The following is a 24,113-nucleotide window of genomic DNA, read 5'->3' on the forward strand; positions in this document are numbered from 1 at the left end:
GCGGCTAGTTCGGCACCGCCTGCACCGCCGGCTTGGGGTGGCGGTAAAAAAACAGGATTAGCAGCGGCAGCAGCGTCAGCTCGGCCACCACGCCGAAAAGCAGCGTGAGGCCGATGAGGAAGCCGACGTAAAACGTGCCGTCGAACGACGAAAACAGCAGCGTGGAGAAGCCGCCCACCAAAATGAGCGAGGTGACGATGACGGCCTTGCCGGCCAGCAGGTAGGTGTGGCGCACGGCCCGGAACACGGACGTTTCGTGGGCCAGGGTGAGCCGCAGCTTGCTGATGAAGTGAATGGTGTCGTCGACGGCGATGCCAAAGGCAATGGTGAAAATAATGCTCGTGCTCACCTTCATGCTCACGCCGGCCAGGCCCATCACGCCGGCCACAATCAGGATGGGCACCAGGTTGGGGATGAGCACGACCACCACCATCCGGAACGATTTGAACAGCGCCAGCACGATGAGCGTAACCATGAGCACGTCGATGCTCATGCCGGTTATCATGTTGACGGTCAGGTTTTCGTTGTTCTTGTCGATGAGATTAGACGAGCCCGTGAGGCGCGTGCCCAGCACCGTTGAATCCACCGACGTGCGCAGGAACCGCCGCAGCCCGGCGTTGAGCGCGTCGGCGCGGATGCTGCCCACGTCGGCCATGCGGCCGGTGAGGCGGCCGGCGCGGCCGTCGGGCAGCGCCAGGGCCCGGAACTCGGCTTTTTTGCGGAACAGGTGCAGCTTGCTTTGCAGGCCGCGCAGCTCGGCCGAATCGGCGGGCAGGCGGTATTCGGCCAGCCCGCCGCCGTGCAGGGCTTTGCGCATCGACTTGACGAGCGTGACCGGCGAGGCGGCGAAGCGCAGGCCGTAGGGGCCCCGCAGGTAGTTTTCGATGCGCTCGGTTTGGCGCAGCACGGCCAGGTCGTACACGGTGCGGCCGGGGCCCGGCTTCAGCTCCAGCTCGAAGGGCCGCACGCCGGCAAACTGGCGCTCAAAAAAAGCAAAATCCAGCCGCACGGGGTCGGTTTTCGACAAGTCATCGAGCAGCATGGAGTTGATGTGCACCCGCGTGGCCAGCCCGATTGAAATTGCCACTACCAGCCCGCTGACGGTGAAAATGAGCCGCCGCCGCGCCAGCACCTGCCGGAACAGGCGGCTCAGCACCCCGTCCCAGCCGTGGCCCTGCTGGCGCGGCACCCGCAGCTGCGGCTTTTTGAGCAGCGTGAGCAGCGCCGGCAGCAGCGTGAAGCTGAGCACGAACGCCAGCAGCACGGCGATGCCCGTAAAGAGCCCGAAGTTGTAGATGGGCCGGATGGAGCTGGTCATCAGCGTGAAAAAGCCCAGGCTGGTGGTGATGGCCGACAGCGCCGAGCCGAACCCCGATTCCTTGATGGTGACGCGCAGGGCGTCTTTTTTGGTGGCCCCGTAGCCCAGCTCGGCCACGTAGCGGGTGATGATGTGCACCGTGTCGGAGGTGCCCACCACGAACATCATCACCGGCAGCAGGGCCGTCATCAGGTCGATGCGCACGCCGCAGGCCCCCATCACGCCCAGCCCCCACAGGATGGCCCCCAGCACCACCACCAGCGGCAGCGCCACGCCCCACCACGTGCGAAACGTGAACCAGAGCAGCCCCGTGACGAGCAGTACCGACAGGCTCATGAACACGATAAGCTCGCGCTGGAGCCGGTCCACGAACACGGACTGGGCCACGGCGCGGCCCGCCAGGTGGTAGCTTTTTTCCGGGAAGCCGTACCGCGCCAGGCCGCCGCGCAGCACGGCCAGCAGCGAGTCGCCGGGGGGCTTTTTGAGGTCGGGCGTGGTTTGCACCACCAGCGTCACGGCCCGGGCATCGGGGCTGAACACGTTGCCCACCAGGCCCGGCGTGCGGTAAATCAGCGCGGAGTCGCGGGCCCGCTGGGCCGGGTCGGCGCGGTAGGCGGCCGGGTGCAGGTAGGGCAGGTTGAACACGCCCAGGCCCTCCACCACGGGGTTGGCCAGGGTGGTGGGGGAAGTGACGGCCACCACGTGGCGCTGCCGCCGGGCCAGGCGCGAGAGCGAATCGACGCGCCCCAGGAAAGCGCCGTCGAAGACGGTGCGGCCGGCGGGGGCCTCCAGGCCCAGCAGCAGGTAGTCGTTGTCGTTGCCGAAGCGCTTGGTGTAGCCCTGGTAGTAGTCGAGGTCGGGGTCGCCGGCGGGGTAGAAGTCGTTGAAGTTATAGTTGAACCGCAGCTGCGCTACGTAGTAAGCGCTGAGGGCGGAAAACAGCCCCAGCACGAGCAGGGCCAGGTAAGAAGTGCGGCGAAGGGACATAAATAGAAGTAGCGCGAAACCGGGTTGCGCGGAGGGAAACGGGCCCCGGCCGGCCGCGCCAAACATTGGGCCGTGCGTTGTACTTTTAGGGACCGCAAGCGGAAAACGCCCCGTTTTGTCCTTTTGTTTCTTCCAAGCCCCTACCTAATTTTCTGCCATGAAAAATACCCTGCTCGCCCTCGCCCTGTTCGCCTTCGCCGGTACCGCTACCTTCGCCCACGAAACACCGGGCAAGCCCGCCAAGGGCAAAAAAGACAATTGCCCCGCCATGGCCGCCGCCCAGTGCACCCGCGGCATGGCCAGCGGCAACACCGCCGGCATGCCCGCCTGCTGCCGCGCCAAAATGGCGAAAATGGCCGCCGCCTCGGCCGCTACCGCCCAGGTGAAAGCCCCGGTAACGAAGACGATGTAAATGGCTTAACTTACATTTAATTAAAAGGCTGCCTTGGTAACAGGGCAGCCTTTTTAATTGTCAATTTTTGATTCATTGCCTTTCGCGCAATAACTGCTGGGCCGCTGTTATTGCTGAAGGCACTAGCTTTCTACGTATCACTATTTGAGTGAGGTCCTCCGTGGATTTTCGAGAAAACTTATTTTTAAATTCTTCGATTTCTTCTTGCTGTATTCTATTTGTTTTTTCATCCGATGGCTTTATAAGCGCAAATAGAAGAAAATTTATTCTTCCATAATTCAGTAAATAAGTCAAGAAGATAACTGCTAATATTACAAGATTGAGCCCGATATTCAACCCTCCAAATGCTAATCCCGCATTGTATTGGACCGCAGTAAAATTGATGATTCCGAACAACCCGAATAATAGAGTTAGCGCAAAGCAGTACTTGTAATATTTCTTCGCAAGAAAATACGAAATAAGCGCTGCGCCGACTGCTGCTAGGGCCCCATAGTGCTTAGGGCCGAGTGCAAAGGCATAAGCAGTGCCGTCCAGTTCAACGGTTCCCTTGAGGGCAGTTACAATGGTGCTAACGCAGCAAATTACCAGTAGCAGCAACGGTAATAATTGACGGTAGCGGTGAAGCATTGGTTTTGTTAGTGCGGCCGGAGTTAATACCTCAAATATAGCAAGTGTTAAAGCTGATGCTGGCTTGCAAACGGACCAAAGCAGACGGTTTAAATAATAAATTCTTCGCCGGAAACCTTGGCCAAACCAAGCGGGTTACAAAGCTCATGAAACCCGCCTCCGCTACTTTCGACCACCTCTCCGTCGCCGACATCGACCGCATCATCGAGATGGGGTGGGAGGACCGCACGCCGTTTGAGGCCATCGAGCTGCAATTCGGCCTGTTGGAAAAAGACGTGGTGGCCCTGATGCGCCGCGAAATGAAGGTGTCGTCGTTTCGGATGTGGCGGGCGCGGATGGCCGGCCGCGCCACCAAGCACCTGGCCCTGCGCGCCGATGAGGTGGACGGGTTTAAGAGCGCCAGCCAGCGCAGCATCTCGCTCAACAAAATCAGCAAGCGGTAGGGGCCCCCCGGCGTTTTACCTTTGGGCCACCTATGCGCCAGTACCAAGCCCTCCTCCGCCAGATTCTCGCCCACGGCACGCTCAAAACCGACCGCACCGGCACCGGCACCAAGTCCATTTTCGGGCCCCAGATGCGGTTCAATTTGGCCGATGGCTTTCCGCTCGTCACCACCAAAAAGGTGCATCTGAAAAGCATCATTCACGAATTGCTGTGGTTTTTGCGCGGTGACACCAACATCGCCTACCTCAAGGAAAACGGCGTGAGAATCTGGGACGAGTGGGCCGACGCCAACGGCGACTTAGGCCCCGTGTACGGCCACCAGTGGCGCAGCTGGCCCGACGGCCGCGGCGGCCACATCGACCAGATTAGCCAAATTATCCAGCAGCTGCGCACCACGCCCGATTCGCGCCGCATGGTTGTCTCGGCTTGGAACGTGGCCGATTTGCCGGCCATGAAGCTGCCCGCCTGCCACGCCCTGTTCCAGTTCTACGTGGCCGACGGCCGGCTCTCGTGCCAGCTTTACCAGCGCTCGGCCGACGTGTTCCTGGGCGTGCCGTTCAACATCGCCTCCTACGCCCTGCTCACGCTGATGGTGGCCCAAGTGACGGGCCTGCAACCCGGCGAATTCATCTGGACCGGCGGCGACACGCACGTGTACGCCAACCACTTGGAGCAGGCCGAGCTGCAGCTCACGCGGGAGCCCCGCCCGCTGCCGCAGATGCACCTGAACCCGGCCGTGGCGGACATCTTTGGTTTCCAGTACGACGATTTCCGGCTGGAGAATTACGACCCCTGGCCGGCCATCAAGGCCCCGGTGGCCGTATAGCGGGGCCATGAAAAACTGCATCCTGGGGCTGGCGTTGGGGGGAGGGTTGCTGCTGGCCGGCCCGCCGGCCCGCGCCCAAACCGGCGAGTACGCGGCCCCGGGCTTCCCGATGCTGCCGCAGCGCCGCGCCGTACCGCCCGCCCCGGCCGAGGCCCGGCTGCGCTCGCCCGTGCTGCCCCGGTTCTGGCACGAGGCCGACCCGGACCGGCAGGCGGCCGGCCGCACCCAGTTTTTCGATTTTGTGTCGGCCCAGGCCAAGTACCCCGAGGCGGCGCGGCCGCCCAAAAACCAGCCCGCGGCCCCCCTGCCCACCGGCCGCCTGCTCGTGCGCGTGCTGGTGCGGCCCGACGGCTCGGTGCGCCAGCCGCCCCGCGTGACCCGGCGCGAGCTGGCCCGCCCCGAAGCCGAGTACCGGCCCGCCGCCCTCCAGGCCCTCGACGCGGAGGCGCTGCGGGTGCTGGGGGCCCTGCGCTTCGTGCGCTCCAAGGCCGTAGAGGATTCGCTGGTGGTGCCCATTCGCTTCGTGGCGGAATGACGAAAACCCCGGCCGGGCCCGGGCTTGGGGCCCGCCCCCGGAATGGTTAGATTTGGTGTTCAAAGCTGGCCCAATCACCATTCCTCCCCGTGAAAAAAATAATCCCTTTGGCCCTTGGGGCCGCGCTGCTGCTGGGAGCCACGCCGCCCCCCGCGCCCCGGGCCTGGGAGCCGTTGCTGGACAAAAGCCTGAGCAAGTGGCGCAATTTTGAAAGCTACCGGCACCAGCCCGGTTACCAAGGCCAGCCGCCCACCGACGCCCAGGGCCAGCCGGTGCCGCTCATTGGCTACGATAAAAACGAAGCGAACGTCTTTTCGGTCGTGGTGCTGGCGGGCGAGCCCGTGCTGCGCATCAGCGGCGAGATATACGGCTGCGTCTTCACCAAACAGGATTTTGCTAACTACGACCTCAAGCTCAAGGTGAAGTGGGGCGAAAAGAAATGGGTGCCCCGCCTGCACGAGCCCCGCGACAGCGGCCTGCTGTACAACAGCCAGGGCCCGTGCGGGGCAGACTACTGGCACAGCTGGATGCTGGCCCAGGAATTTCAGGTGTCGGAGCACCAAAAGGGCAACGCCATGGGCGACTACTGGTGCATCGCCTCATCAACCGCCGCCATCCACGCCGCCTACAACGCCACCCGCGACACGCTGAAGTACGCCCCCGCCGCCGCCCCGGTAAAAATGGGCAACGGCGGCCCCTACTTCTGCCAGGCGGCCGCCAATTACGAGCGGCCCAACGGCCAGTGGAACGAGCTGGAACTCATCAACGTGAACGGCCGGAGCGTGCACCTGGTGAACGGCCACGTGGTACTGGCCGTGGACAATTCGGGGGCCGTGCTGAGCGGGCAGCCCCAGCCGCTCACGCACGGCAAAATCCAGCTGCAAAGCGAGGCCGCCGAAGTGTTCTACAAAAGTATTTTCATCAAGCCGCTCGACGCCATGCCGGCGCAGTACGCGCAGTATTTCAAGTAGGTGATGCGAAAAATACGGCCCAGTGCCTTACGCCGCCCAGGTTTAGCGGCCCCGGCGCAGCCTCTGGAGATTGCCACGAATAACAATAGTTGAGCTAACCGGACGTTCACGAGTAAGTAGCTTATCTGCCGTCGATGGAAACCTTTTTGAGTGAGCTGTTCGCCGAAATTATTGGCCGCTACGTCTTGGGCCTTATTATTTCGGGGTTGCGACAAACGCTTTACTGGGTCGCGTTTCCAGGCCTTGTGCTACTCGGCTGGGTGAGCCTGTGGACGGTGGCACGCCAGCGGGTCTCTTTCGCGCAGCTTTGGCAAAAGCTGGGGGCCCGGCAGCTGCACCAAGCCGGCCGGGCCGTGCTGGTGCGGGGCAGTGCGTACGCGGGAGCCGCGCTGGTGTGTGCGCCGCTGGCCTTGTTGTTGGGAGCCGGGCTGTGGGCGGGGGCGCGGGCGGTGCTACGGTTTCCCTGAAGCCAAGCCGAAGCGAACCAGTAGGACCGAATCGACCGATAAAAAATTCACGTTTTCAACCCGCTGCACCGTTCGCACCGCCGCCACGTTGGCGGTGAAAACGGTGTCAGCCGCGAGTAAATCTTCCTTTGAAAATAATCCTTCGCAGCACGCCACGTCAGCGGCCTTCGCCGCTCGCAGCACCTGCGCCCGCCGCACCCCGGCCACGCAGCCGCTGGCCAGCGCCGGGGTAAAAAGCACGCCTTTCTTAAGCCAGAAAATGGCCGCCGCGCCGGCTTCGGCCACGTGCCCGGCCGCGTCGCAAAGAATGATTTCGTCCAGGCCGCGTTGCTGGCGCTCGTGAGCCGCCCGCACGTAGAGCCACGCCTGGGGCCCTTTGCAAAAGCTGAGCGGGGAATAAATGGAGTGGGTTTCCAGCGCGAAGTCTGCTTGCTGAACCGGCGCGTCGTCGGGGGCAAAGGCTTCGGCGGTGGCCAGCCACTCGGCCGCGGCGGTGGGCGGGGCGTAGCGGCCGCCGCCGCCGCGCCACAGTTGCAGGCGCAGGCGGGCGGCGGGCAAGGCATTGGCGGCGGCCAGGGCCCCCAGCGTGGCGGCCAACGCCTCCGGCGTGGCCAGGGCGGCGGGCAGCGTCAGGTACAGCGCGGCGGCGGCTTGCTGCATCCGCGACACATGGTCGGCCGCCAGGCGCAGGCGGTTATCGTTGAATATCAGGGTTTCAAAAAAGCCGTCGCCAAAGGCCAGGCCCCGGTTGGGCAGGGGCAGGGCGAAGTCCGTCTGGGCCAGCAGCTGGCCGTTGTGAAGCAGATACATAGCGGTGACGGGTGCGGTGAAGCGGGGGCGAAAGGGTAAGCGGGGGCTCTGGGGATTGATAGGAGCCCCGGTGATTGGTAGGGGCCCCAGCAATTACCGGGCAGCCGGCGGAAAAGCCGGCAGCCCGGGCCGTAACCAACCTAAGCCAGGCGGTCCAAAGCTGGCCATTTGCCCCGCCTGAATCGTCCCCAAAATCCGCGCAATCCGAGAAATTCGCCCGAATCCGTGGTTCAGACAAGCGCGAATTTCTTGCCCGGCAGGGCCCGCACCACGCCCCGGAACTCCAGGCCCAGCAGCAGCGCGGCCACGGCGTGGATGGCCAGCTGGGCCTTCCAGGCGAGGTCGTCCATCTGGGCTTCGCGGCCGTCGGCCCCGGCCAGCACGGTGATTAGCGCGAACTCGTCGGCCGTAAAGTCGTCGGGTGCGTAGGCGGGGGCGGGTTTGAATTTGCCCGATTGGTGCAGGGCCGCATCCCAATTCAATAATTCTTCGAGGTCCTTGGGCTCGGCGTACAGTGCAGCTTTGTTGTTTTTAATCAGCGCGTTGCAGCCCTCGGAGGTGAGGGCCCCCAGGTTGCCGGGCACGGCCAGCACGTCGCGGTCGTAGCTCAGGGCCAGCTCAGCGGTGATGAGGGCCCCGCCCTTGATGGCCGCTTCCACCACCACGGTGCCGTCGGCCAGGCCGGCGATGATGCGGTTGCGGGCCGGGAAATTGTACCGGTCGGGCGGCGTGCCGAACGGAAACTCGGTGAGCAGGCCGCCCACTTCGCGCATTTTCTCGGCCGTTTTGCGGTGCGCGGGCGGGTAGATGCGGTCGAGGCCAGTGGCCATCACGCCCACCGTGGGCAGGCCTTCCTGCAGGGCGGCGCGGTGGGCGATGATGTCGATGCCGTAGGCCAGGCCGCTGACGACCAGCGGCTGGTGCGGCAGCAGGCCGCGCACGATGCGCTCGGTTTGCTCGCGGCCGTAGTCGGTGGCCTGGCGCGTGCCCACCAGGGCCACCACTTTGGGCGCGTTCAGGTCGGCGGGCCCTTGGTAATAGAGGATGACCGGCGCGTCGGGAATGAGTTTGAGGCGGTGCGGGTAGCGCTTGCTGGTGTAAAACAGGATTTCGACGCCCTCTTTCTCCGCCTGCCGCAGGTCTTTTTCGGCGCGGCTGAGGGCCGTGGCCCGCTCGGCCCCGGTGAGGGCCGTTACCGCCTTGGGCCCCACCCCCGGAATGCGCCGCAGCCGGCCCGGCGGCATCAGCAGCACGTTTTTGGCCGAGCCACCGTAGCTCATCAGCTGCCGCGTAAGCTGCGGGCCGACGCCGGGGATGAGCGTGAGGGCTAGCTCGTAGAAGAGGTCGTCGGTAATAGTTTGAGGCATCTAATATGTAATAAGTTCTATCCGTCTTGTTACTGTTTGCTTAAATCCTTTAGCCAATTCCACTCTGGATTGTTAATAATTTCTGTCACAAAATCCGTCCCTTTCATTAACTGGCCACAATCATTATCAACTAATATTTGATCTGAGTTTGCAATTCTGACCAAGATTTTTTTGACAGTATTAATGGTTCTATACTGAATGCTGTAGGCATAATATTCTGCTGGAAATTGTTGAGAAATCCAATCGATTTCTGATTCATTCCAGCCAATTGAAATCAGGTCATTACCGCAGTAATCGACGTAGAGACGGTTTGAGCCCGCATTCTGTACTATAAATCCGACGGTCGGGTCGCCTTGGTCGGTTACGGTACTTTTTGGCAGAGCATCGCCAATTGTTTGTTTGAAATAGGGAAGTGATTCGGAACTCCCCGTAATGAGCATAATGGTCTCCATTGGAATTACTCCGGCCGGGCCACGTCCAGCTCCTTCTTCAGGCTCACCAAAAAGGCCCGCACGCGCTCGATGGCCTGCACGGCGTCGATTTTGTCCTTGAGCTGGGGCCCCTTCTGCTTGAGCATTTCGCGGGCCCCGGGGATGGTGTAGCCGCGCTCCTTCACGAGGTGGAAAATGGTGCGGAACGTGTCGATGTCCTGCGGCGTGTAGAGGCGGTTGCCCTTCTTGCTGCGGCGCGGTTTCAGCTCGTCGAACTCGGTTTCCCAGAAGCGCACCAGCGACTCGGCCACCTTGAACTGGGCGGCCACCTCGCCGATGGTAAAGTACTGTTTCTCAATGGTGCGCTCCTTGTAAGGCATAAGTCGGTGAGGTTATTTTACGCGGTATTTCCGGCTGATTTCGTCGTACATCAGCAGCATGTCGTTGGCCTGGCCCTGCTTGTCGAACACGGCTTCCCAGGTGTTCAGCGGCTCCCAAATGAAGGTGCCCTTGCCTTTGCCGCCGGGCAGGTTGAAGGCCACGTCGTTCACCTCGCGCTTGCGCTCGGAGTACTCCACCACCACAATGTCCTGCGGGTAGCGCTTGGCTAAATCAGTTAGGTTGGCCTTCAGGTCGGGAATGGTGCCGTGCCACTTGGGGTAGTACGACTCGCCGATGACGTCGAACGCCACCCCGCGGGCCGCCATGCGGTCGAGCCACCGCGTGGAATACCCGTTTTGGCCGCCCAGCGCGATGTGCAGCATCACCAGGGCCCCCGGGTCGGCCTCGTGCACGGCGCGGATGCCGGCCTTCACCAAGCCGGCCAGGGCGTCGAAGCGGGCCAGGCTGTCGGCGTGCTGCACGTCGCCGTCGGGCCAAATCATACCGTGGTTGATTTCGTTGCCCACCTGCACCATGTCGGGCGGCGTGCCCTGGGCGGCCAGGGCCCCCAGCACCTCCTTGGTGTAGTCGTGCACGGCGGCTTCCAGGGCGGGGCCGCTTAAGCCCTTCCAGGCCAGGGGCTTGAACTGCTTCTGCGGGTCGGCCCAGGTGTCGGAGTAGTGGAAGTCGAGCAGCAGCTTCAGGCCGGCCGCCCGCACGCGCTTGGCCATCGCCAGGGTGTGCGGCAGGTCGCAGAAACCCTTGCCCGGCGAGTAGCCGCTGTCGGCGGCGGGGTTGTTGAAAATGCGCAGCCGGATGTAATTGAAGCCGTGCTCTTTGAGAATCTGGATGGCGTCTTTCGGACCGGTTTTATCGGCGAATTTCACGCCCCGCGCCTCCAGCTGGGGCAGGAAAGAAATATCGGCTCCGAGCACCTTGCCCAGCCGGGCCGGGCGCGGGCGGGCTGCCCCCGCGGCACCGCCCGCCAGCAGCAGCAAAACGACCAGCGCGAGCGGCCGGCGCAACAAATTCAGCGAAAACGAGCGCATCAGCGGCGGAGAAGGGCGGGGGGAAGGGGCGGGGCCGGGCAGAAGCCGCAAGTTAGGGGCCCGGGCCCTACCGGGCCGCGGGGCCCCGGCGCTACCTTTGCGGGGCCGGTCCCGTGGCCCACCCAAAACCGCCGCGGGGCCCCGATTCGCCTTTTCTCCGCTCCCCATGTCGCTCCCCACCGCCGCGCACGTCCGCCAGCAATTCCTCGATTTCTTCGCCTCCAAGGGCCACCACATCGTGCCCTCGGCCCCGCTCGTGGTGAAAGACGACCCCACGCTGCTGTTCATCAACAGCGGCATGGCCCCGTTCAAAGACTACTTCCTGGGCAACCGGCCCGCGCCCTTCAAGCGCATCGCCGATACCCAGAAGTGCCTGCGCGTGAGCGGCAAGCACAACGATTTGGAGGAGGTGGGCTACGATACCTACCACCACACCATGTTCGAAATGCTGGGCAACTGGTCGTTCGGCGATTACTTCAAAACCGACGCCATCGCCTGGGCCTGGGAGCTGCTAACGGACGTGTTCAAGCTCGAAAAAGACCGGCTCTACGTCACGTACTTCGAGGGCGACCAGGGCGACGACCTGGGCCCCGACGCCGAAACGCAGGCCCTGTGGCGGCAGTACACCACCGACGACCGCATCCTGCCCGGCAACAAGAAGGACAACTTCTGGGAGATGGGCGACACGGGCCCCTGCGGCCCCTGCACCGAAATCCACGTGGACCTGCGCACCGCCGAGGAGCGCGCCCAAACCCCTGGCAGCCAGCTTGTGAACGCCGACCACCCGCAGGTGGTGGAAGTGTGGAACAACGTGTTTATGGAGTTCCAGCGCCTGGCCGACAAGTCGCTCATCAAGCTGCCCGCCCAGAGCGTGGACACCGGCATGGGTTTCGAGCGCCTGATGATGGCCGTGTCGGGCGTGCGCTCGAACTACGACACCGACGTGTTTCAGCCGCTCATCCAGTTCATTGCCAAGGAGGTAGGCATCGAATACCACGGCACCACGCCTCACTTAGCTGTTAGCTCTCAGCTGTTAGCTATTAGCTCTTCTCCCGATGAAAAAGCTAACAGCCAACAGCTAATGGCTAACAGCTCAAACGAAAAGACTGACATCGCCATCCGGGTGCTGGCCGACCACATCCGCGCCATCGCCTTCACCATCGCCGACGGCCAGCTACCCAGCAACGTGAAGGCCGGCTACGTGATTCGCCGCATCCTGCGCCGGGCCGTGCGCTACGCTTTTTCGAGCCTGAACCAGAAGCAGCCCTTCCTCTACAAACTGGTGCCGGTGCTGGCCGACCAGATGCGCAACATCTTCCCCGAACTAAAAGCCCAGCAGGCGTTCGTGACGCGCGTGATTGAGGAAGAGGAAATTGCGTTCCTGAAAACGCTCGAAACCGGCCTGCGCCGCCTCGATGCGCTGGAAGAAGCCGCCCGCGCCAACGGCGGCGTCATCGACGGCGCCACGGCCTTCGAGCTAAGCGACACTTTCGGCTTTCCGCTCGACCTCACGGCCCTCATCGCCCGCGAAAAGGGCCTGACGGTGGACGAGGCCGGCTTCCAGCAGGCCCTGGCCCAGCAGAAAAACCGCAGCCGCAACGCCCAGGAAACCGAGCAGAGCGACTGGGTGACGGTGGCCGAGGCCGAGGGCCCCAACGTGTTCGTGGGCTACGACCAGGACGAGGCCACCGCCCGCCTGCTGCGCTACCGCAAAATCGACAAGAAGGGCAAGACGGAATACCAATTGGTGCTCGACCAGACGCCGTTTTACGCCGAAAGCGGCGGCCAGATTGGCGACACCGGCTACCTCGAAAGCGACCTGGACCGGCTGCGCGTGCTGGACACGAAGCGCGAAAACGACCTCATCATCCACACCGTGCTGGAGCTGCCGCAGGAGCTGACGGCCGAGTTCCGGGCCCGGCCCGATGCGGCCCGGCGCACGCTCATCCGCAACAACCACACGGCCACCCACTTGCTGCAAGCTGCCCTGCGCCGCGTGCTCGGCGAGCACGTGCAGCAAAAAGGCTCGCTGGTGAACGACAAGCTGCTGCGCTTCGACTTCTCGCACTTCACGAAGGTGAGCGATGCGCAATTGCGTGAGATTGAGCAGCTCGTGAACGAGCGCATCCGCCGGCAAATCCCGCTCGACGAGCGCCGCAACGTGCCCATTGCCGAAGCCAAAACGCTGGGCGCCATGGCCCTGTTCGGCGAGAAGTACGGCGAGTTCGTGCGCGTCATTACCTTCGATAAAGACTACTCGGTGGAGCTGTGCGGCGGCCTGCACGTGGCCAACACGGGCAGCATCGGCTACTTCAAAATCGTGGCCGAGAGCGCCGTGGGGGCCGGCGTGCGCCGCATCGAGGCCGTGACGGCCGGCACCGCCGAAGCCTACGTGGACCAGCAAATTGACCTGCTCACCCAGGTGCGCGAGGCCCTCGGCAACCCCCAGCACCTGCTGACCTCGCTCGAAAAGCAGACCGAGGAAATTGGGGCCCTGCGCAAGCAAATCGAGCAGTTTGCCCAGCAAAGCATCAACCAGCAGAAGGACCAGCTCGCCGGCCAGGTGAAGCCCCTGAACGGCGTGAATTTCCTCGCCGCCCAGGTGCAGGCCACCAGCGCCGAGGGCCTCAAAACCCTGGCCTTCCACCTGCGCCAGGCCGTGCCCCACCTCGTGCTGGTGCTCGGCGCCGAAATCGACGGCAAGCCCCAGCTGGCCGTGATGCTGGCCGACGAGCTGGCCAAAGCCGGCAAGCTCAACGCCACGGCGCTGGTGCGCGAGCTGGCCAAGGAAATCCAGGGCGGCGGCGGCGGCCAGCCGTTCTTCGCCACCGCCGGCGGCAAAAACCTGGCGGGCCTGGGCGCGGCCATCGCCAAGGCGGGGGGGTTGGTGGGGCAGGCTATTGCTTAAATGCTCGCCTTGTGTGCGCACGTCGGTGTATGGTGCTTTTCTGCTGCCTGGTTTTGCCGCTCTGCCTACGGGCCCAGGCGGTGAAAAAGCAGATAGTATATTTTGACGCGCAACACCGGTCGTTGCTAACACCCAAAAATGCTAGTTATGCCGTGGAAACCGAATTCCTTGACAGCCTGCGGGCTGTGGAGAAATGGTATTTCGCGCCGCAAAAGGTGCGGGGAATTGCTTCATTTTCCAACTTGCGTCGGCGCTTGCGAGATGGTGAAACCACGATTTACTACGATAACGGCAGCGTTAAGCGGCGAACGACTTATCGGGCGGGTGATGCGCAGGAAGAATCTGCCTATTATCCCAATGGCAAGTTGCGTCGCCACCGCATATTTGGTAAAGAAGCAGTTGCCGAAAGCAAGTGTTTTGACGAGCACGGTACGCCGCTAAATTGCGATACCTTGGCCTGGCAAATAAAATGTCCGCCCAGGCCAGCAACTCCTTCAGAATACATGAGTATCCGATATCCTACGAAGGCGTTAAAGCTTGGCATTGAGGGCGAAGTGAGGGTGGAGTTTATGGTCGACCGTTTCGGACGGTTAGTAGATGTATGGGTTGTTGAATCCCCTTCTGTTTTACTCAACGAAGAAGCCATTGCTGCCATCAAGCGCGTAAAAAAATGGTACAATGTCATTGTGGATTGTGAACCGATTGATACATTATTCACGCTGCCTGTTACTTTTCATATAGAATAAACTGAACTGCGCCGATAGCTTGCACGGCCCGCTGCTTCGCGCAGCGGGCCCCGGCGCTACCTTAGGGCTCCTATCTTTTCCGCGCCCGCGCAATAGCCGTTGCCCCCGCCATGATTGAAGCCGACCTCGTTAACAAGCACGCCAAAAAAGCGCTCGGGATGGAAGAACACGGCCACCGGCCGCAAACGTGGCGGCAGCGCCTGCCCGACATCCTGTTGGAAATCGGCATCATCGTGTTTGCCATCACGCTGTCCATCCAGCTCCACACCTGGCACGAGCACAGTTTGGACCGCGAGAAGGAACGTAAATTCCTGACCGGGTTGCGGCAGGACTTTCGGCAAGACCTGCGCGAAATGCGTTCGGATTCGGACTCGTACGTTACCCAGCTGCGGGCCTCTCGTTACTACCGGTCCCTGACGCCGCAAACCCTGCGGCCCGACAGCCTCCGTAATTATAGCTGGACCTTGCGGAACTCCACGGTGCTGGTGCCCAATTCTTCGCGCTTCGAGGGCCTGAAGTCAGCCGGCGACCTGGATATCGTCGAGAACGAAGAATTACTCAACAGCATCCTCGACCATTACCAGGAGTTAATTCCCCAATTAGTAACCAACGCTAAGCAGTATTCTGACTACAAGCAGCAAAACCTGGGCCGTTACCTCGACGAGCACCTGGCCCCCAACCAGCAAAACCTGGTGGCCGTGATGGCCACGGGGCCCGCACAAAACTACCTGAGCCGGTCGGGGGCCATACTCGACATCCTAGACAAATACCACGGCGTAATGCAGCACAGCCGCCAATTGATTCGGCAAATTGACGCGCAGTTGCGCTAGGGACCGGCCGGGTTGGAGCTTTTTGCAGCGCTTGTACTGCCAGGGGACCCGACCCTACGGCCTGCGGCTAAAACAATTGGGCCCCGAACAGCGATTGTAATTGGTCTTTCTGCCCTTCCCGCGCCCCCTAATGCCCACCTTGCGCCCGTTGTTGCCGTTGCTACTGGTCCTGCTGGGCGGGGCGGCCTGGGCCCAGGGCACCGCTCCGGTGGCGTACCCTAACAAAACAGTTACCTATTTCGACGCGGACGACCGCCCGCTGCCGGGCCCCGCCGGGGCCGACCACTGGGCCGAGGTGGCCCGCTACGACAGCGTCCGCGCCGTGGTGCGCCGCTACTACGCCGCGGGGGCCTTGCAGGAATACACGCCGTACCTCGACTTGCCCCGGGGCGTGGTGCACGGCACGCGCACCACCTGGTACGAAAACGGGCAGCTGCGCACCAAAGAAGAGTACGTGGGCGGGCAGCGGCAGGGCGAGCTGCTGGCCTACTACCCCGACGGCACCCTGAAGCGGCGCGATACGTTTGCCGCCGGCCAGAACCTGCCCGGGGCCTGCTACGACCCCGAGGGCCGGCCGGTGCCGTACTTCCCCTTCGAGCAGCCGCCGCTCTACCCCGGCGGGGCCCTGCTGCTCTACCACGACGTGACGCGGCGCGTGCGCCCCAGCAGCGCCGAAATGCGCCAGTTCGCGGGCTATGGCTTCGCCGGCCTGCCCGCCGACGGGGCGGCCGCCGACCGCTGGCCGGTGGGGGAAATCGACGTGGCCTTCACCGTGACCGAGCGCGGCGAGGTGGCCGACCCTTACGTGGCCCGGTCCACGGCCCCGTGGCTCGACGAAAAAGTGCTGGCCGCCGTGCGCGGCATTACCAAACGGTTCCGGCCCGGCGTGCGCGACGGCCAGCTCGTGCGCACCAGCTGCCGGGTGCCCGTGGTGTTTTACGTGGCCGTGCCGGGCCGCCGCATCCGGCGCGGCGGGGGCGAGTAGCGGCGAGCCCCGGCCCGGGGCGGGCCCGGCGGCCCCAAACGAAACCCCGTAGAACGGTGCATCTTATGTTATCGTATCATTTCAATTAAAACCTCCTTCCGCCTGTCTGCGTACCTCGGCACTAGAATGCAGCCAGGGACTGCATATCTGCACCTATATCAGCGCTACTTACCCACGGGGTCTCCCCCAACTTTCACTTTTTTTCTTTTATGAAACACCTGTTATCATCCACCGCCTTGCTTGGCCTGAGCGTACTGGCAGCGGCCCCCCGCAGCCAGGCCCAGTCGGCCGACCGAAAATTTGGCATCAGTGGGTACGGTACCACGCTCCAGTACATGGGCGACATGGGCAACACGTACTTTAAGGCCAAGAACGGCACCTATGGCGGTGGCCTCACCCTGAGCCGCTACATCAGCAAAGGCTTCGACATCAACTTGTCGGCCAACCAGGCCACGCTGCGCTTCCCCTCGCCCACGGGCGCATTTGCCAACAACGGCACGCGTTTCTACGCCAACATCAGCACCTACGGCCTGGGCTTTAAGTTCAAGTTGCCGCTGAAGGACGACGCCGTTATCCGGCCTTATTTCCTGATTCAGCCGGGCGTGGCCCGCGTCAATTCCGACCGTTACGCTTCGCCCACGGCGGCCGCCAACCACCTCGACTTTACGTCGTTCGACGCGCAGGGGGCCATTGGCTTGGACTTCCGCCTCACGCCAGGATTTAGCCTGTTTGCCCAAGCCGGCGAGCACATGCTCGTCACCGGTGACGACAAGCTCGACGGCTCGGCCAGCAACGCCACCGGTTTTTACTACGACCACGACCGCTACCTCCAGTTTTCGGCCGGCTTCACCGCTAACATCGGCAAGGCCAAGGACACGGACGGCGACGGCGTGGCCGACCGCAAGGACAAGTGCCCCGACACGCCCACCGGCGTGAAAGTGGATGCCAACGGCTGCCCGCTCGACACCGACGGCGACGGCGTGGCCGACTACCAGGACAAGTGCCCCGACGTGAAGGGCCTGGCCGCCCTGCAGGGTTGCCCCGACGCCGACGGCGACGGCGTGGCCGACGCCGACGACAAGTGCCCCAACACGCCGGCCGGCGTGAAAGTGGACGCCACGGGTTGCCCGCTCGACGCCGACGGCGACGGCGTGGCCGACTACCTCGACAAGTGCCCCAACACGCCTAGCGGCGTGAAAGTAGACGCCACGGGTTGCCCGCTTGACAGCGACGGCGACGGCGTGCCGGATTACCAAGACAAGTGCCCCGACCGCGCCGGCCCCGCCAGCAATCAGGGCTGCCCCGAAATGAAGGCCGAGTCGAAGAAGGTGCTCCAGGAAGCCACCAAATACATCCAGTTTGCCTACAACAAGGCCACACTGCTGCCAGTGTCCTACAAGCGCCTCGACCAAATCGTGGGTGTGCTGACCGAGTACCCGGACTACAGCCTGGGCATGTCGGGCCACACGGACGACGTGGGTAACGAAGCCTTCAACCTGCGCCTGAGCTACGACCGGGCCGAGGCCGTGCGCACGTACCTCATTGCCAAAGGCATCCCGGCGGCCCGCATCGAGGCCCGCGGCTACGGCAAGCTCAAGCCGATTGCCAGCAACAAGACCAAGGCCGGCCAGGCCCTGAACCGCCGCGTGGAGATGGACCCCTACCTGACGGGCGAAGCCAACCCCGACGAGGCCAAGTACGGCCCTGCCCCCACGGTAGCCGAGCTGAAGGCCAAGGGCAAAACCGCCCCCAAAGCGGCCGCTCCGGCCCGCAAAAAGGCCCCGGCCAAAAAGAAGGCCCCCGCTAAAAAAGCCGCTGCCAAGAAATAGGTAGCAGCCGCTTTGGCCGATTGTAAAAACAGCCCGCTCCCCTTGGAGCGGGCTGTTTTTTTTTCAATGCGGCGGCCGTTTCGCCCGGCCCGGCGGCCGCGCCGGGGATGGGGGGGGCCGGGCCCCGGGCCCGGCGTGCGGCAGCGCCGCCAAAATCGGTTTTAACTTGCGGCCGGGTTGCGTCGGCCCCTGCCGCGGCCCACTTATTTCTCTTGTATGGACGAAGCCCTGATTGCTAAATACCAGCCCGTGATTGGGCTGGAAGTACACGCCCAGCTGCTCACGCGCAGCAAAATGTACTCGTCGGACGAAAACGAGTACGGCGTGGCCCCTAACACCAACCTCTCGGTCATCACCCTGGGCCACCCCGGCACCTTGCCCAAGGTGAACCGCACGGCCGTGGAGTTTGCCATGAAAATGGGCCTGGCCACCAACTGCCACATCCGGCGCGACAACCTGTTTGCCCGCAAAAACTACTTCTACCCCGACCTGCCCAAGGGCTACCAGATTACGCAGGACAAAACCCCGATTTGCTACGAGGGCCACCTCGACGTGCGCGTGGGAGAGGCCATGAAGCGCATCGGCGTCACGCGCATCCACATGGAGGAGGACGCGGGCAAAAGCATGCACCTGGCCGGCGAAACCGAAACCCTGGTGGACCTGAACCGCGCCGGCGTGCCGCTGATTGAGATTGTGAGCGAGCCCGACATCCGCACCGGCGAGGAAGCCTACGCCTACCTCACCGAAATCAAGAAACTGGTGGAGTACCTCGGCATCTGCGACGGCAACATGGAGGAAGGCTCGCTGCGCTGCGACGCCAACATCTCGGTGATGCTGCACGGGGCCCCCGAGTTCGGAATGAAGGTGGAGGTGAAGAACATGAACTCCTTCCGCAACGTGCAGCGGGCCATTGCCTACGAGATTGAGCGGCAGATTGCCATCGTGGAGGCCGGCGGCGAGGTGGCCAGCGAAACCCGCGGCTTCGACGCCGTGACCGGCACCACCAACGGCCAGCGCAGCAAGGAGACGATGAACGACTACCGCTACTTCCCCGAGCCCGACCTGCCGCCGCTGGTGATTGACGACGCCTGGCTGCACCGCGTGCAGGCCGGGCTGCCGGCCCTGCCCCAGCAGCTCTACGCCCGCTTCACCGGCGAGCTGGGCCTGAGCGACTACGATGCCTCGGTGCTGGTGGACCAGAAAGAGGTAGCCCTGTACTTCGACGAACTGGCCCGCCAAACGCCCAACGCCAAGGCCGCCGCCAACTGGGTGATGGGCCCCGTGAAATCGTACCTCAACGAGCGGGCCCTGCCGATGGAAGACTTCCCGCTCGACCCCGCCCAGCTGGCCGGCGTGATTGAGCTGATTGACGAAGACAAAATCAATTACTCGGTGGCCAGCAAGCAGTTGTTCCCGTACCTGCTGGCGCACCCCACGGCCAACGCCACCGGCGCGGCCGAGGCCCTGGGCCTGCTCACCAAAACCGACGGCGACGAGTTGGGGGCCCTGGTGGCGCAGGTGCTGGCCGCCAACCCGGCCAAAGTGGCCGAGTACCGGGCGGGCAAAAAATCCCTCACCGGCATGTTCATGGGCGAGCTGATGAAGCTAACCGGTGGCAAGGCCGACCCCAAGCAAGCCAACCAGCTGCTGCGCGCCGCGCTGGAAGGCGGACTCGTGGAATAGGTGAAGCTGCTTAGGAAGTTGCCAAAATCGGTGAGCAGGGCGTTCAATTGTGTTTTCTAAACAGCTTCGTTACCAATGAACAACGGGCAGTCAAAACGTTGTTGCCAGGCAAACTCAGCCATTGCCCGCTGTCGTATGTTCGTTCCCAGTTGTTCGTTGCCACTTGCTTTATGCGTTACCTTATGATAAAATCCGTGTTGCTGGCCGCCGCCGTATTGGGCGGGGCCAACGCCTGCCAGCCCGCCTCGGCGGCCGCGGGCTACGAAATTACCGGCCAGCTGCAAAACGCGCCGGCCGGCACCGAGCTGCACCTGGCCGAGCTGCAATCGAACCAGTTCGTGGAGCGGGCTTCGGCCAAAACCGACGCCGCGGGCAAGTTTGCCTTCAAGGGCACGGCCCCCACGGCCGGCCTCTACCAGCTCAAAATCAACGAGGCCAACCAAGTGCTGCTGCTGCTCGACGACCAAACCCGGGTGGCCGTGGCCGGCGACGCCCAGCGCCTGCCCGCCACCTACACCGTGACCGGCAGCCCCGACGCCGAGCTGCTCCGCCAGCTGACGCAGGTGATGGAAGGCACCAAAACCCAGATGGACGGCCTCAAAGCCCGCTACACCGCCGCGGCCGCGGCCGGTAAAGCCGACGCCACGCAGGCCATTGAGCAGGAAGCCGCCACCATCCAGAACGGCACCGCCGCCCGGGTGAAAAGCGTGCTGCGCCGCTACCCCACGGCCGTGGCCACGGGCTTCGCGGTTGGGGCCTTCCTCAGCCCCGAAGAGAACTTCCAATTCGCCGATTCCATCGCCGCCGTGCAGCGCAAAGCCAACCCCGGCTCGCCCTTCACCAAGGAGCTGACGGCCCGGCTGGAGCCGTTGCGGGCCACCGCCCCCGGCACCAAGGCCCCCGAAATCAACCTGCCCACGCCCGCCGGCCCCAAGCTGGCCCTCAGCAGCCTGCGCGGCAAGTACGTGCTCGTGGACTTCTGGGCCAGCTGGTGCGGCCCCTGCCGCGCCGAAAACCCCAACGTGGTGAAGGCCTACAACAAGTTCAAGGACAAGGGCAAAGGCTTCACCGTCTACTCGGTGTCGCTGGACCAGGAGAAGGGCCGCTGGATCAAAGCCATTGCCGCCGATGGACTGCTCTGGCCCAGCCACGTGTCGGACCTGGCCTACTGGCAGAGCGTGGCCGCCGCCGCCTACGGCATCACGGCCATCCCGCAGTCGTTTTTGCTCGATCCCAACGGCGTCATCATCGCCAAAAACCTGCGCGGGGCCGAGCTGGACGCTAAGCTGGCCGAAGTGCTGAAGTAGCGCGCGTTGAATTGCGGAAGAATAACTGCTAAAAGAGGCCGGCTCTCCCCAAGAGCCGGCCTTTTTTAACGTCCCCCCGCGCCCTGATTTTCCGGCCCGAAACGCAAGTAGCGCGGGCCGTTGCCGAATTGTGCGCAGCGCCTATATTTGGCACGGCAGCAACTCTTCCTCAGTTCATTAGCCGGGTGGTTCTCATGAAAAGCTCACATCTCTTGCCCGTTTTGGGAATAGTGGCCCTTGGGGTGGTCGGGGCCGCGGCTGCCACGCGCCCCACGGGCTTTGTGCAGGAGTTTTCGACGGGGGCAGTGCTGTTGGCCAGCGGCGATACGCTGCGCGGGCCCGTGCGCTTATACCGCGAGCTGGACATGGTAAGCCTGCCGGGGAACAGCCAGACAACAGCCGCCTTTTCGGCAGCTCAGGTGAAAATATTTGCAGTAAAGGGCGGGCAACTGGTCGACTCGGACCCCCGCGATTTTAATCCTGCGCCCCAGGAGCCGCGCAGCGTTTCGAATAATCTCAGTAGCCCTCTTTTTAACCAGCGCACGGTTCGGAAGGCATCGCTGCAGGCGCCGCTAGATGCCTGGACTTCGCAAACCTATTCTGGGCGGCGCGGCTACCTGCCGCCCAGCCAACACTTTCTGTCGGACACAGCGTCCGTGCGCACCTTCCGCACCTTTTTGTGGGACCACGACCGGGTGGGTGCCCAGCGGCCGACGCCAGCGTTTTTCGAGCAGCTCAGCAACGGACCGTACCTGCTGCTACGCCGCCAGCGGCTCGCCCCCGGGCCCGCTGAGGCCGGCCAGGGGGCCTACTACGTGCCCCCCGTTCTCGCCGACCACTATTATTTGGCCGACCCCGAGGGCCATGTCTTGCGGTTGCTCAAGCCCGAAAAAGCGCTGCTGGCGGTGTTTCGGCCCCAGGCCCAGGCCATTACGGCTTACGCTGCCCAACACAAGCTGGACTTTTACGACCCCGCGCACCTAGCCGAGCTGGTGACGTACGGCAATTCGTTGCTGGCGCAATAGGTAGGCTTGCTGCCGCGCACAACCGTCCCACGAATTCCTTAGCCCAAAAACATGCGCTGCAAGCCCGGCCAGAGGCGTTTTTTCAAGCTTACGTCGTACTCCACCATCTCAATTTCGGCGGCGGCGAGGTAGGAGAGGCCCTGGGCGGCGAACTGCACGGGCTCGTAAATCTGGGTGTTGCGCACGGCCACGTCGAGCAGGTTGCGGCCGAAGGCCACGACCTGGGTGGCGGCCAGCTCGCGGCGCAGGCCGGCCAGGGCCACCGGCAGGTGCGACTCCACGTTCACCAGCACCACGTCGGCCATCACCAGGCCCAGGGCCTGCAACATCTTGTTGAGGAACACGTTGCGGTGCAGCTTGACAAACTGGTCGGGGGGCAGGCGCACCAGCAGCACCACGCCGTCGGCCCGGCTGCCTTGGGTAGTGAAGGGCGTGGGCGGGGCGGGCGGTCCGGGAACCGCGGGGGCCGCAGGTACCACTGCGGGAGCCGCGGCGGGGACGGCCAGAGCGGCTTCGGGCAGGCGGGCGGGCGGCACGGGCACAGGCGGGGCCGCCGGTGGCGGGGCCGGCGCGGGGGCCAGTGCTGGAACGACGATTTGGGCCTCCGGGGCCGCTTCGGCAACGGGTGCCGGGGGCTCCGGCGCGGCCGGTGCGGGCCGCGAAACGGGCTCAACGGGCACGTAGAGCGTCACGTCGGTGTAGAAGTTCTGGAGGAAGGCCAGCTTTTCGGCGGACATGGGCGTTGGGTAGCTTTTAGCTGTCGGCTGCCAGCTGTCAGCTTTTGTTTTTATTATTATTTAAGGCTCATCAGCGCAAAAGCTGACAGCTAAAAGCTGAAAAAGCTATTCCAGCGCGAACAGGGCTTTCAGCTCCTGGGCTTCGGCGGGCTTCATGCGGCCGGCCAGCACCAGGCGCAGCTGGCGGCGGCGCAGGGCCCCTTCGTAAAGAGAAATTTCCTCCGCCGTTTCGGGCACGGCCTCCGGCACGTCGATGGGCCGGCCCGACTGGTCCACGGCCACGAAGGTGAAGAACGCCTCGTTGGTTTTGAATTTGGTGCCGTTGGGGATGTCCTCGGCCCACACGTCGATGTGCACCTCCATGCTGGAGCTGAACGAGCGGGTGACCTGCGCCTGGAGCGTGACCACGTTGCCGAGCCGGATGGCGTCGCGGAACGACACGTTGTCGACCGAGGCCGTGACGACGATGCGGTTGGAGTGCTTCTGGGCGGCAATGGCCCCGGCGATGTCCATCAGGTGCATCATGCGGCCGCCCATCAGGTTGTTGAGCGTGTTGGTGTCGTTGGGCAGCACCAGCTCGGTCATGATGACGAACGAGTCGGCCACGGGCTTTTGCTTGCGCATTGCTCTCGGGTAAAAAAATGACGGCGGGCACGGGCCCCCGGCGCAAAGGTAGGGCCCCGCTAGCCCTGCCAGCCGCCGGCCCCAAGCAGCGGCACGAACCGAAACGGCTCGAACTCCTCGCGGGCAAACGCATCGGGCCCCTCGCGCACCACCCGCACCATGCGCTGGGCGTGGGCGGGCCCCACCGGAATGACGAGCTGCCCGCCCACGGCCAGCTGGCGCAGCAGGGCCGGCGGCAGCCCCGGGGCCCCGGCCGTGACGAGGATGCGGTCGAAGGGCGCGGCCTCGGGCCAGCCCAGCGAGCCGTCGCCGCAGCGCAGGCGGGGGGCCGGGCCGTCGGGGGGCAGCAGGGCGGCCAGGCGGCGCTGGGTGGCGGCAAAGAGCGTGGCGTTCAGCTCGATGCTGTGCACGTGGGGCGTGAGGCGCAGCAGCACGGCGCACTGGTAGCCCGAGCCGGTGCCCACTTCCAGCACCCGGTGGTGGGGGGCGGGGGCCAGCAGCGCGGTCTGGTAGGCCACGGTGTAGGGCTGCGAAATGGTTTGGCCCTCGCCGATGGGAAAGGCCTTGTCGTGGTAGGCGTGGGCCTCGAAGGCGGGGGCGAAAAACTGGTGGCGCGGCACGGCGGCCAGCGCCGCCAGCACCCGCTCGTCGCGGATGCCGCGGGCGCGCAGGGCCGCCACCAGGGCCCGGCGCTGGCCGCGGTGGCGGTAGGTGTCGGGGGCGGGCGCGGCGGCGTTAGAAGCGGGGAGGGGCACGGAAACGGGGAGCAAAATCGGGGGCCGGGGGCCGGGCCCGGGGCCCCGGGCCCGGCCGC

Annotated in this window: 24 protein-coding genes; 14 read left to right on the top strand and 10 right to left on the bottom strand. The window is 63.9% G+C overall.

Features of this window, described 5'->3' with window-relative positions:
• Positions 1-4: 4 nt before the first annotated feature.
• On the bottom strand, positions 5-2,305 hold the full coding sequence (locus HNP98_RS19115; RefSeq protein ID WP_173811786.1) for an efflux RND transporter permease subunit: 2,301 nt from the start codon (positions 2,303-2,305) through the stop codon (positions 5-7).
• A 157-nt stretch (positions 2,306-2,462) separates the two neighbouring features.
• Between HNP98_RS19115 and HNP98_RS19120 the strand changes: the two genes are divergently transcribed.
• Positions 2,463-2,717 (top strand): hypothetical protein, encoded by a 255-nt coding sequence (locus HNP98_RS19120; protein WP_173811787.1) that lies wholly within the window; start codon positions 2,463-2,465, stop codon positions 2,715-2,717.
• Between the two features lie 72 nt (positions 2,718-2,789).
• On the opposite strand, the gene HNP98_RS19125 is transcribed toward HNP98_RS19120, so the two are convergent.
• A complete protein-coding gene (locus HNP98_RS19125) occupies positions 2,790-3,344 on the bottom strand; it encodes a hypothetical protein (protein ID WP_173811788.1) in 555 nt (184 codons plus the stop codon).
• A 146-nt stretch (positions 3,345-3,490) separates the two neighbouring features.
• Between HNP98_RS19125 and HNP98_RS19130 the strand changes: the two genes are divergently transcribed.
• The 5 genes from HNP98_RS19130 to HNP98_RS19150 all read left to right on the top strand — a co-directional run bounded on the left by HNP98_RS19130 (position 3,491) and on the right by HNP98_RS19150 (position 6,587).
• Positions 3,491-3,787 (top strand): TIGR03643 family protein, encoded by a 297-nt coding sequence (locus tag HNP98_RS19130; protein ID WP_173811789.1) that lies wholly within the window; start codon positions 3,491-3,493, stop codon positions 3,785-3,787.
• A gap of 32 nt (positions 3,788-3,819) precedes the next feature.
• Positions 3,820-4,614: a thymidylate synthase gene (locus HNP98_RS19135; protein WP_173811790.1), complete on the top strand. Its 795-nt coding sequence runs from the start codon at positions 3,820-3,822 to the stop codon at positions 4,612-4,614.
• A 7-nt stretch (positions 4,615-4,621) separates the two neighbouring features.
• Positions 4,622-5,149, top strand: a complete 528-nt coding sequence (locus tag HNP98_RS19140) for a hypothetical protein (RefSeq protein WP_173811791.1) — start codon at positions 4,622-4,624, stop codon at positions 5,147-5,149.
• A gap of 89 nt (positions 5,150-5,238) precedes the next feature.
• The gene (locus HNP98_RS19145; RefSeq protein ID WP_173811792.1) at positions 5,239-6,120 is read left to right on the top strand and encodes a 3-keto-disaccharide hydrolase; all 882 of its coding nucleotides are present in this window, start codon (positions 5,239-5,241) and stop codon (positions 6,118-6,120) included.
• A 245-nt stretch (positions 6,121-6,365) separates the two neighbouring features.
• A complete protein-coding gene (locus tag HNP98_RS19150) occupies positions 6,366-6,587 on the top strand; it encodes a hypothetical protein (RefSeq protein WP_173811793.1) in 222 nt (73 codons plus the stop codon).
• Here HNP98_RS19150 and HNP98_RS19155 read toward each other — a convergent pair.
• From HNP98_RS19155 to HNP98_RS19175, 5 genes are all read right to left on the bottom strand, one after another.
• Positions 6,573-7,397 (bottom strand): aminotransferase class IV, encoded by an 825-nt coding sequence (locus HNP98_RS19155; RefSeq protein ID WP_173811794.1) that lies wholly within the window; start codon positions 7,395-7,397, stop codon positions 6,573-6,575. The genes HNP98_RS19150 and HNP98_RS19155 overlap by 15 nt on opposite strands.
• A 230-nt stretch (positions 7,398-7,627) precedes the next feature.
• The gene (gene dprA, locus HNP98_RS19160) at positions 7,628-8,764 is read right to left on the bottom strand and encodes a DNA-processing protein DprA (RefSeq protein ID WP_217425836.1); all 1,137 of its coding nucleotides are present in this window, start codon (positions 8,762-8,764) and stop codon (positions 7,628-7,630) included.
• 29 nt (positions 8,765-8,793) lie between these two features.
• Positions 8,794-9,216 carry a hypothetical protein gene (locus HNP98_RS19165; protein WP_173811795.1) on the bottom strand — a complete coding sequence of 141 codons (423 nt, stop codon included), beginning with the start codon at positions 9,214-9,216 and terminating at the stop codon, positions 8,794-8,796.
• Between the two features lie 5 nt (positions 9,217-9,221).
• The gene (locus tag HNP98_RS19170) at positions 9,222-9,575 is read right to left on the bottom strand and encodes a MerR family transcriptional regulator (protein ID WP_068232072.1); all 354 of its coding nucleotides are present in this window, start codon (positions 9,573-9,575) and stop codon (positions 9,222-9,224) included.
• Between the two features lie 12 nt (positions 9,576-9,587).
• The gene (locus tag HNP98_RS19175) at positions 9,588-10,625 is read right to left on the bottom strand and encodes a glycoside hydrolase family 53 protein (protein WP_173811796.1); all 1,038 of its coding nucleotides are present in this window, start codon (positions 10,623-10,625) and stop codon (positions 9,588-9,590) included.
• 166 nt (positions 10,626-10,791) lie between these two features.
• Here HNP98_RS19175 and alaS point away from each other — a divergent pair, with 166 nt between their 5' ends.
• The 8 genes from alaS to HNP98_RS19215 all read left to right on the top strand — a co-directional run bounded on the left by alaS (position 10,792) and on the right by HNP98_RS19215 (position 21,938).
• Entirely contained in the window at positions 10,792-13,533 is a 2,742-nt protein-coding gene (gene alaS / locus HNP98_RS19180; protein WP_173811797.1) for an alanine--tRNA ligase, read from the top strand.
• A gap of 152 nt (positions 13,534-13,685) precedes the next feature.
• A complete protein-coding gene (locus tag HNP98_RS22390) occupies positions 13,686-14,279 on the top strand; it encodes a TonB family protein (protein WP_173811798.1) in 594 nt (197 codons plus the stop codon).
• A 110-nt stretch (positions 14,280-14,389) separates the two neighbouring features.
• Positions 14,390-15,109, top strand: coding sequence for a hypothetical protein (locus tag HNP98_RS19190; protein ID WP_173811799.1), 720 nt, complete (start codon positions 14,390-14,392; stop codon positions 15,107-15,109).
• A gap of 130 nt (positions 15,110-15,239) precedes the next feature.
• Entirely contained in the window at positions 15,240-16,094 is an 855-nt protein-coding gene (locus tag HNP98_RS19195; RefSeq protein ID WP_173811800.1) for an energy transducer TonB, read from the top strand.
• 209 nt (positions 16,095-16,303) lie between these two features.
• The gene (locus tag HNP98_RS22395) at positions 16,304-17,923 is read left to right on the top strand and encodes an OmpA family protein (RefSeq protein ID WP_173811801.1); all 1,620 of its coding nucleotides are present in this window, start codon (positions 16,304-16,306) and stop codon (positions 17,921-17,923) included.
• A 216-nt stretch (positions 17,924-18,139) separates the two neighbouring features.
• On the top strand, positions 18,140-19,606 hold the full coding sequence (gene gatB, locus HNP98_RS19205) for an Asp-tRNA(Asn)/Glu-tRNA(Gln) amidotransferase subunit GatB (RefSeq protein WP_173811802.1): 1,467 nt from the start codon (positions 18,140-18,142) through the stop codon (positions 19,604-19,606).
• A 182-nt stretch (positions 19,607-19,788) separates the two neighbouring features.
• Positions 19,789-20,913, top strand: a complete 1,125-nt coding sequence (locus HNP98_RS19210) for a TlpA disulfide reductase family protein (protein WP_173811803.1) — start codon at positions 19,789-19,791, stop codon at positions 20,911-20,913.
• Between the two features lie 194 nt (positions 20,914-21,107).
• The gene (locus tag HNP98_RS19215) at positions 21,108-21,938 is read left to right on the top strand and encodes a hypothetical protein (RefSeq protein WP_173811804.1); all 831 of its coding nucleotides are present in this window, start codon (positions 21,108-21,110) and stop codon (positions 21,936-21,938) included.
• Positions 21,939-21,976: 38 nt separating this feature from the next.
• Here HNP98_RS19215 and HNP98_RS19220 read toward each other — a convergent pair whose 3' ends face one another.
• The 3 genes from HNP98_RS19220 to HNP98_RS19230 all read right to left on the bottom strand — a co-directional run bounded on the left by HNP98_RS19220 (position 21,977) and on the right by HNP98_RS19230 (position 24,054).
• Positions 21,977-22,675, bottom strand: a complete 699-nt coding sequence (locus HNP98_RS19220) for a hypothetical protein (RefSeq protein ID WP_173811805.1) — start codon at positions 22,673-22,675, stop codon at positions 21,977-21,979.
• 105 nt (positions 22,676-22,780) lie between these two features.
• Complete coding sequence (locus HNP98_RS19225; protein ID WP_173811806.1) at positions 22,781-23,299, bottom strand: acyl-CoA thioesterase; 519 nt, start codon at positions 23,297-23,299, stop codon at positions 22,781-22,783.
• A 59-nt stretch (positions 23,300-23,358) separates the two neighbouring features.
• Positions 23,359-24,054, bottom strand: a complete 696-nt coding sequence (locus HNP98_RS19230; RefSeq protein WP_173811807.1) for a protein-L-isoaspartate(D-aspartate) O-methyltransferase — start codon at positions 24,052-24,054, stop codon at positions 23,359-23,361.
• Positions 24,055-24,113: the final 59 nt, after the last annotated feature.

The sequence above is a fragment of the Hymenobacter caeli genome, from assembly GCF_013294115.1.
GTDB classification, from domain to species: Bacteria; Bacteroidota; Bacteroidia; order Cytophagales; family Hymenobacteraceae; genus Hymenobacter; species Hymenobacter caeli.

What these genes read in the sequence shown, in the direction of transcription:
- HNP98_RS19165 (WP_173811795.1), bottom strand. Translation starts at nt 9,216, where the DNA reads ATGGAGACCATTATGCTCATTACGGGGAGTTCCGAATCACTTCCCTAT.
- HNP98_RS19170 (WP_068232072.1), bottom strand. Translation starts at nt 9,575, where the DNA reads ATGCCTTACAAGGAGCGCACCATTGAGAAACAGTACTTTACCATCGGC.
- alaS (WP_173811797.1), top strand. Translation starts at nt 10,792, where the DNA reads ATGTCGCTCCCCACCGCCGCGCACGTCCGCCAGCAATTCCTCGATTTC.
- HNP98_RS19190 (WP_173811799.1), top strand. Translation starts at nt 14,390, where the DNA reads ATGATTGAAGCCGACCTCGTTAACAAGCACGCCAAAAAAGCGCTCGGG.
- HNP98_RS19135 (WP_173811790.1), top strand. Translation starts at nt 3,820, where the DNA reads ATGCGCCAGTACCAAGCCCTCCTCCGCCAGATTCTCGCCCACGGCACG.
- HNP98_RS19210 (WP_173811803.1), top strand. Translation starts at nt 19,789, where the DNA reads ATGATAAAATCCGTGTTGCTGGCCGCCGCCGTATTGGGCGGGGCCAAC.
- HNP98_RS19130 (WP_173811789.1), top strand. Translation starts at nt 3,491, where the DNA reads ATGAAACCCGCCTCCGCTACTTTCGACCACCTCTCCGTCGCCGACATC.
- HNP98_RS19215 (WP_173811804.1), top strand. Translation starts at nt 21,108, where the DNA reads ATGAAAAGCTCACATCTCTTGCCCGTTTTGGGAATAGTGGCCCTTGGG.
- HNP98_RS19175 (WP_173811796.1), bottom strand. Translation starts at nt 10,625, where the DNA reads ATGCGCTCGTTTTCGCTGAATTTGTTGCGCCGGCCGCTCGCGCTGGTC.
- HNP98_RS19125 (WP_173811788.1), bottom strand. Translation starts at nt 3,344, where the DNA reads ATGCTTCACCGCTACCGTCAATTATTACCGTTGCTGCTACTGGTAATT.
- HNP98_RS19155 (WP_173811794.1), bottom strand. Translation starts at nt 7,397, where the DNA reads ATGTATCTGCTTCACAACGGCCAGCTGCTGGCCCAGACGGACTTCGCC.
- dprA (WP_217425836.1), bottom strand. Translation starts at nt 8,764, where the DNA reads ATGCCTCAAACTATTACCGACGACCTCTTCTACGAGCTAGCCCTCACG.
- HNP98_RS19115 (WP_173811786.1), bottom strand. Translation starts at nt 2,305, where the DNA reads ATGTCCCTTCGCCGCACTTCTTACCTGGCCCTGCTCGTGCTGGGGCTG.
- HNP98_RS19195 (WP_173811800.1), top strand. Translation starts at nt 15,240, where the DNA reads ATGCCCACCTTGCGCCCGTTGTTGCCGTTGCTACTGGTCCTGCTGGGC.
- HNP98_RS19120 (WP_173811787.1), top strand. Translation starts at nt 2,463, where the DNA reads ATGAAAAATACCCTGCTCGCCCTCGCCCTGTTCGCCTTCGCCGGTACC.
- gatB (WP_173811802.1), top strand. Translation starts at nt 18,140, where the DNA reads ATGGACGAAGCCCTGATTGCTAAATACCAGCCCGTGATTGGGCTGGAA.
- HNP98_RS19225 (WP_173811806.1), bottom strand. Translation starts at nt 23,299, where the DNA reads ATGCGCAAGCAAAAGCCCGTGGCCGACTCGTTCGTCATCATGACCGAG.
- HNP98_RS19220 (WP_173811805.1), bottom strand. Translation starts at nt 22,675, where the DNA reads ATGTCCGCCGAAAAGCTGGCCTTCCTCCAGAACTTCTACACCGACGTG.
- HNP98_RS19140 (WP_173811791.1), top strand. Translation starts at nt 4,622, where the DNA reads ATGAAAAACTGCATCCTGGGGCTGGCGTTGGGGGGAGGGTTGCTGCTG.
- HNP98_RS22395 (WP_173811801.1), top strand. Translation starts at nt 16,304, where the DNA reads ATGAAACACCTGTTATCATCCACCGCCTTGCTTGGCCTGAGCGTACTG.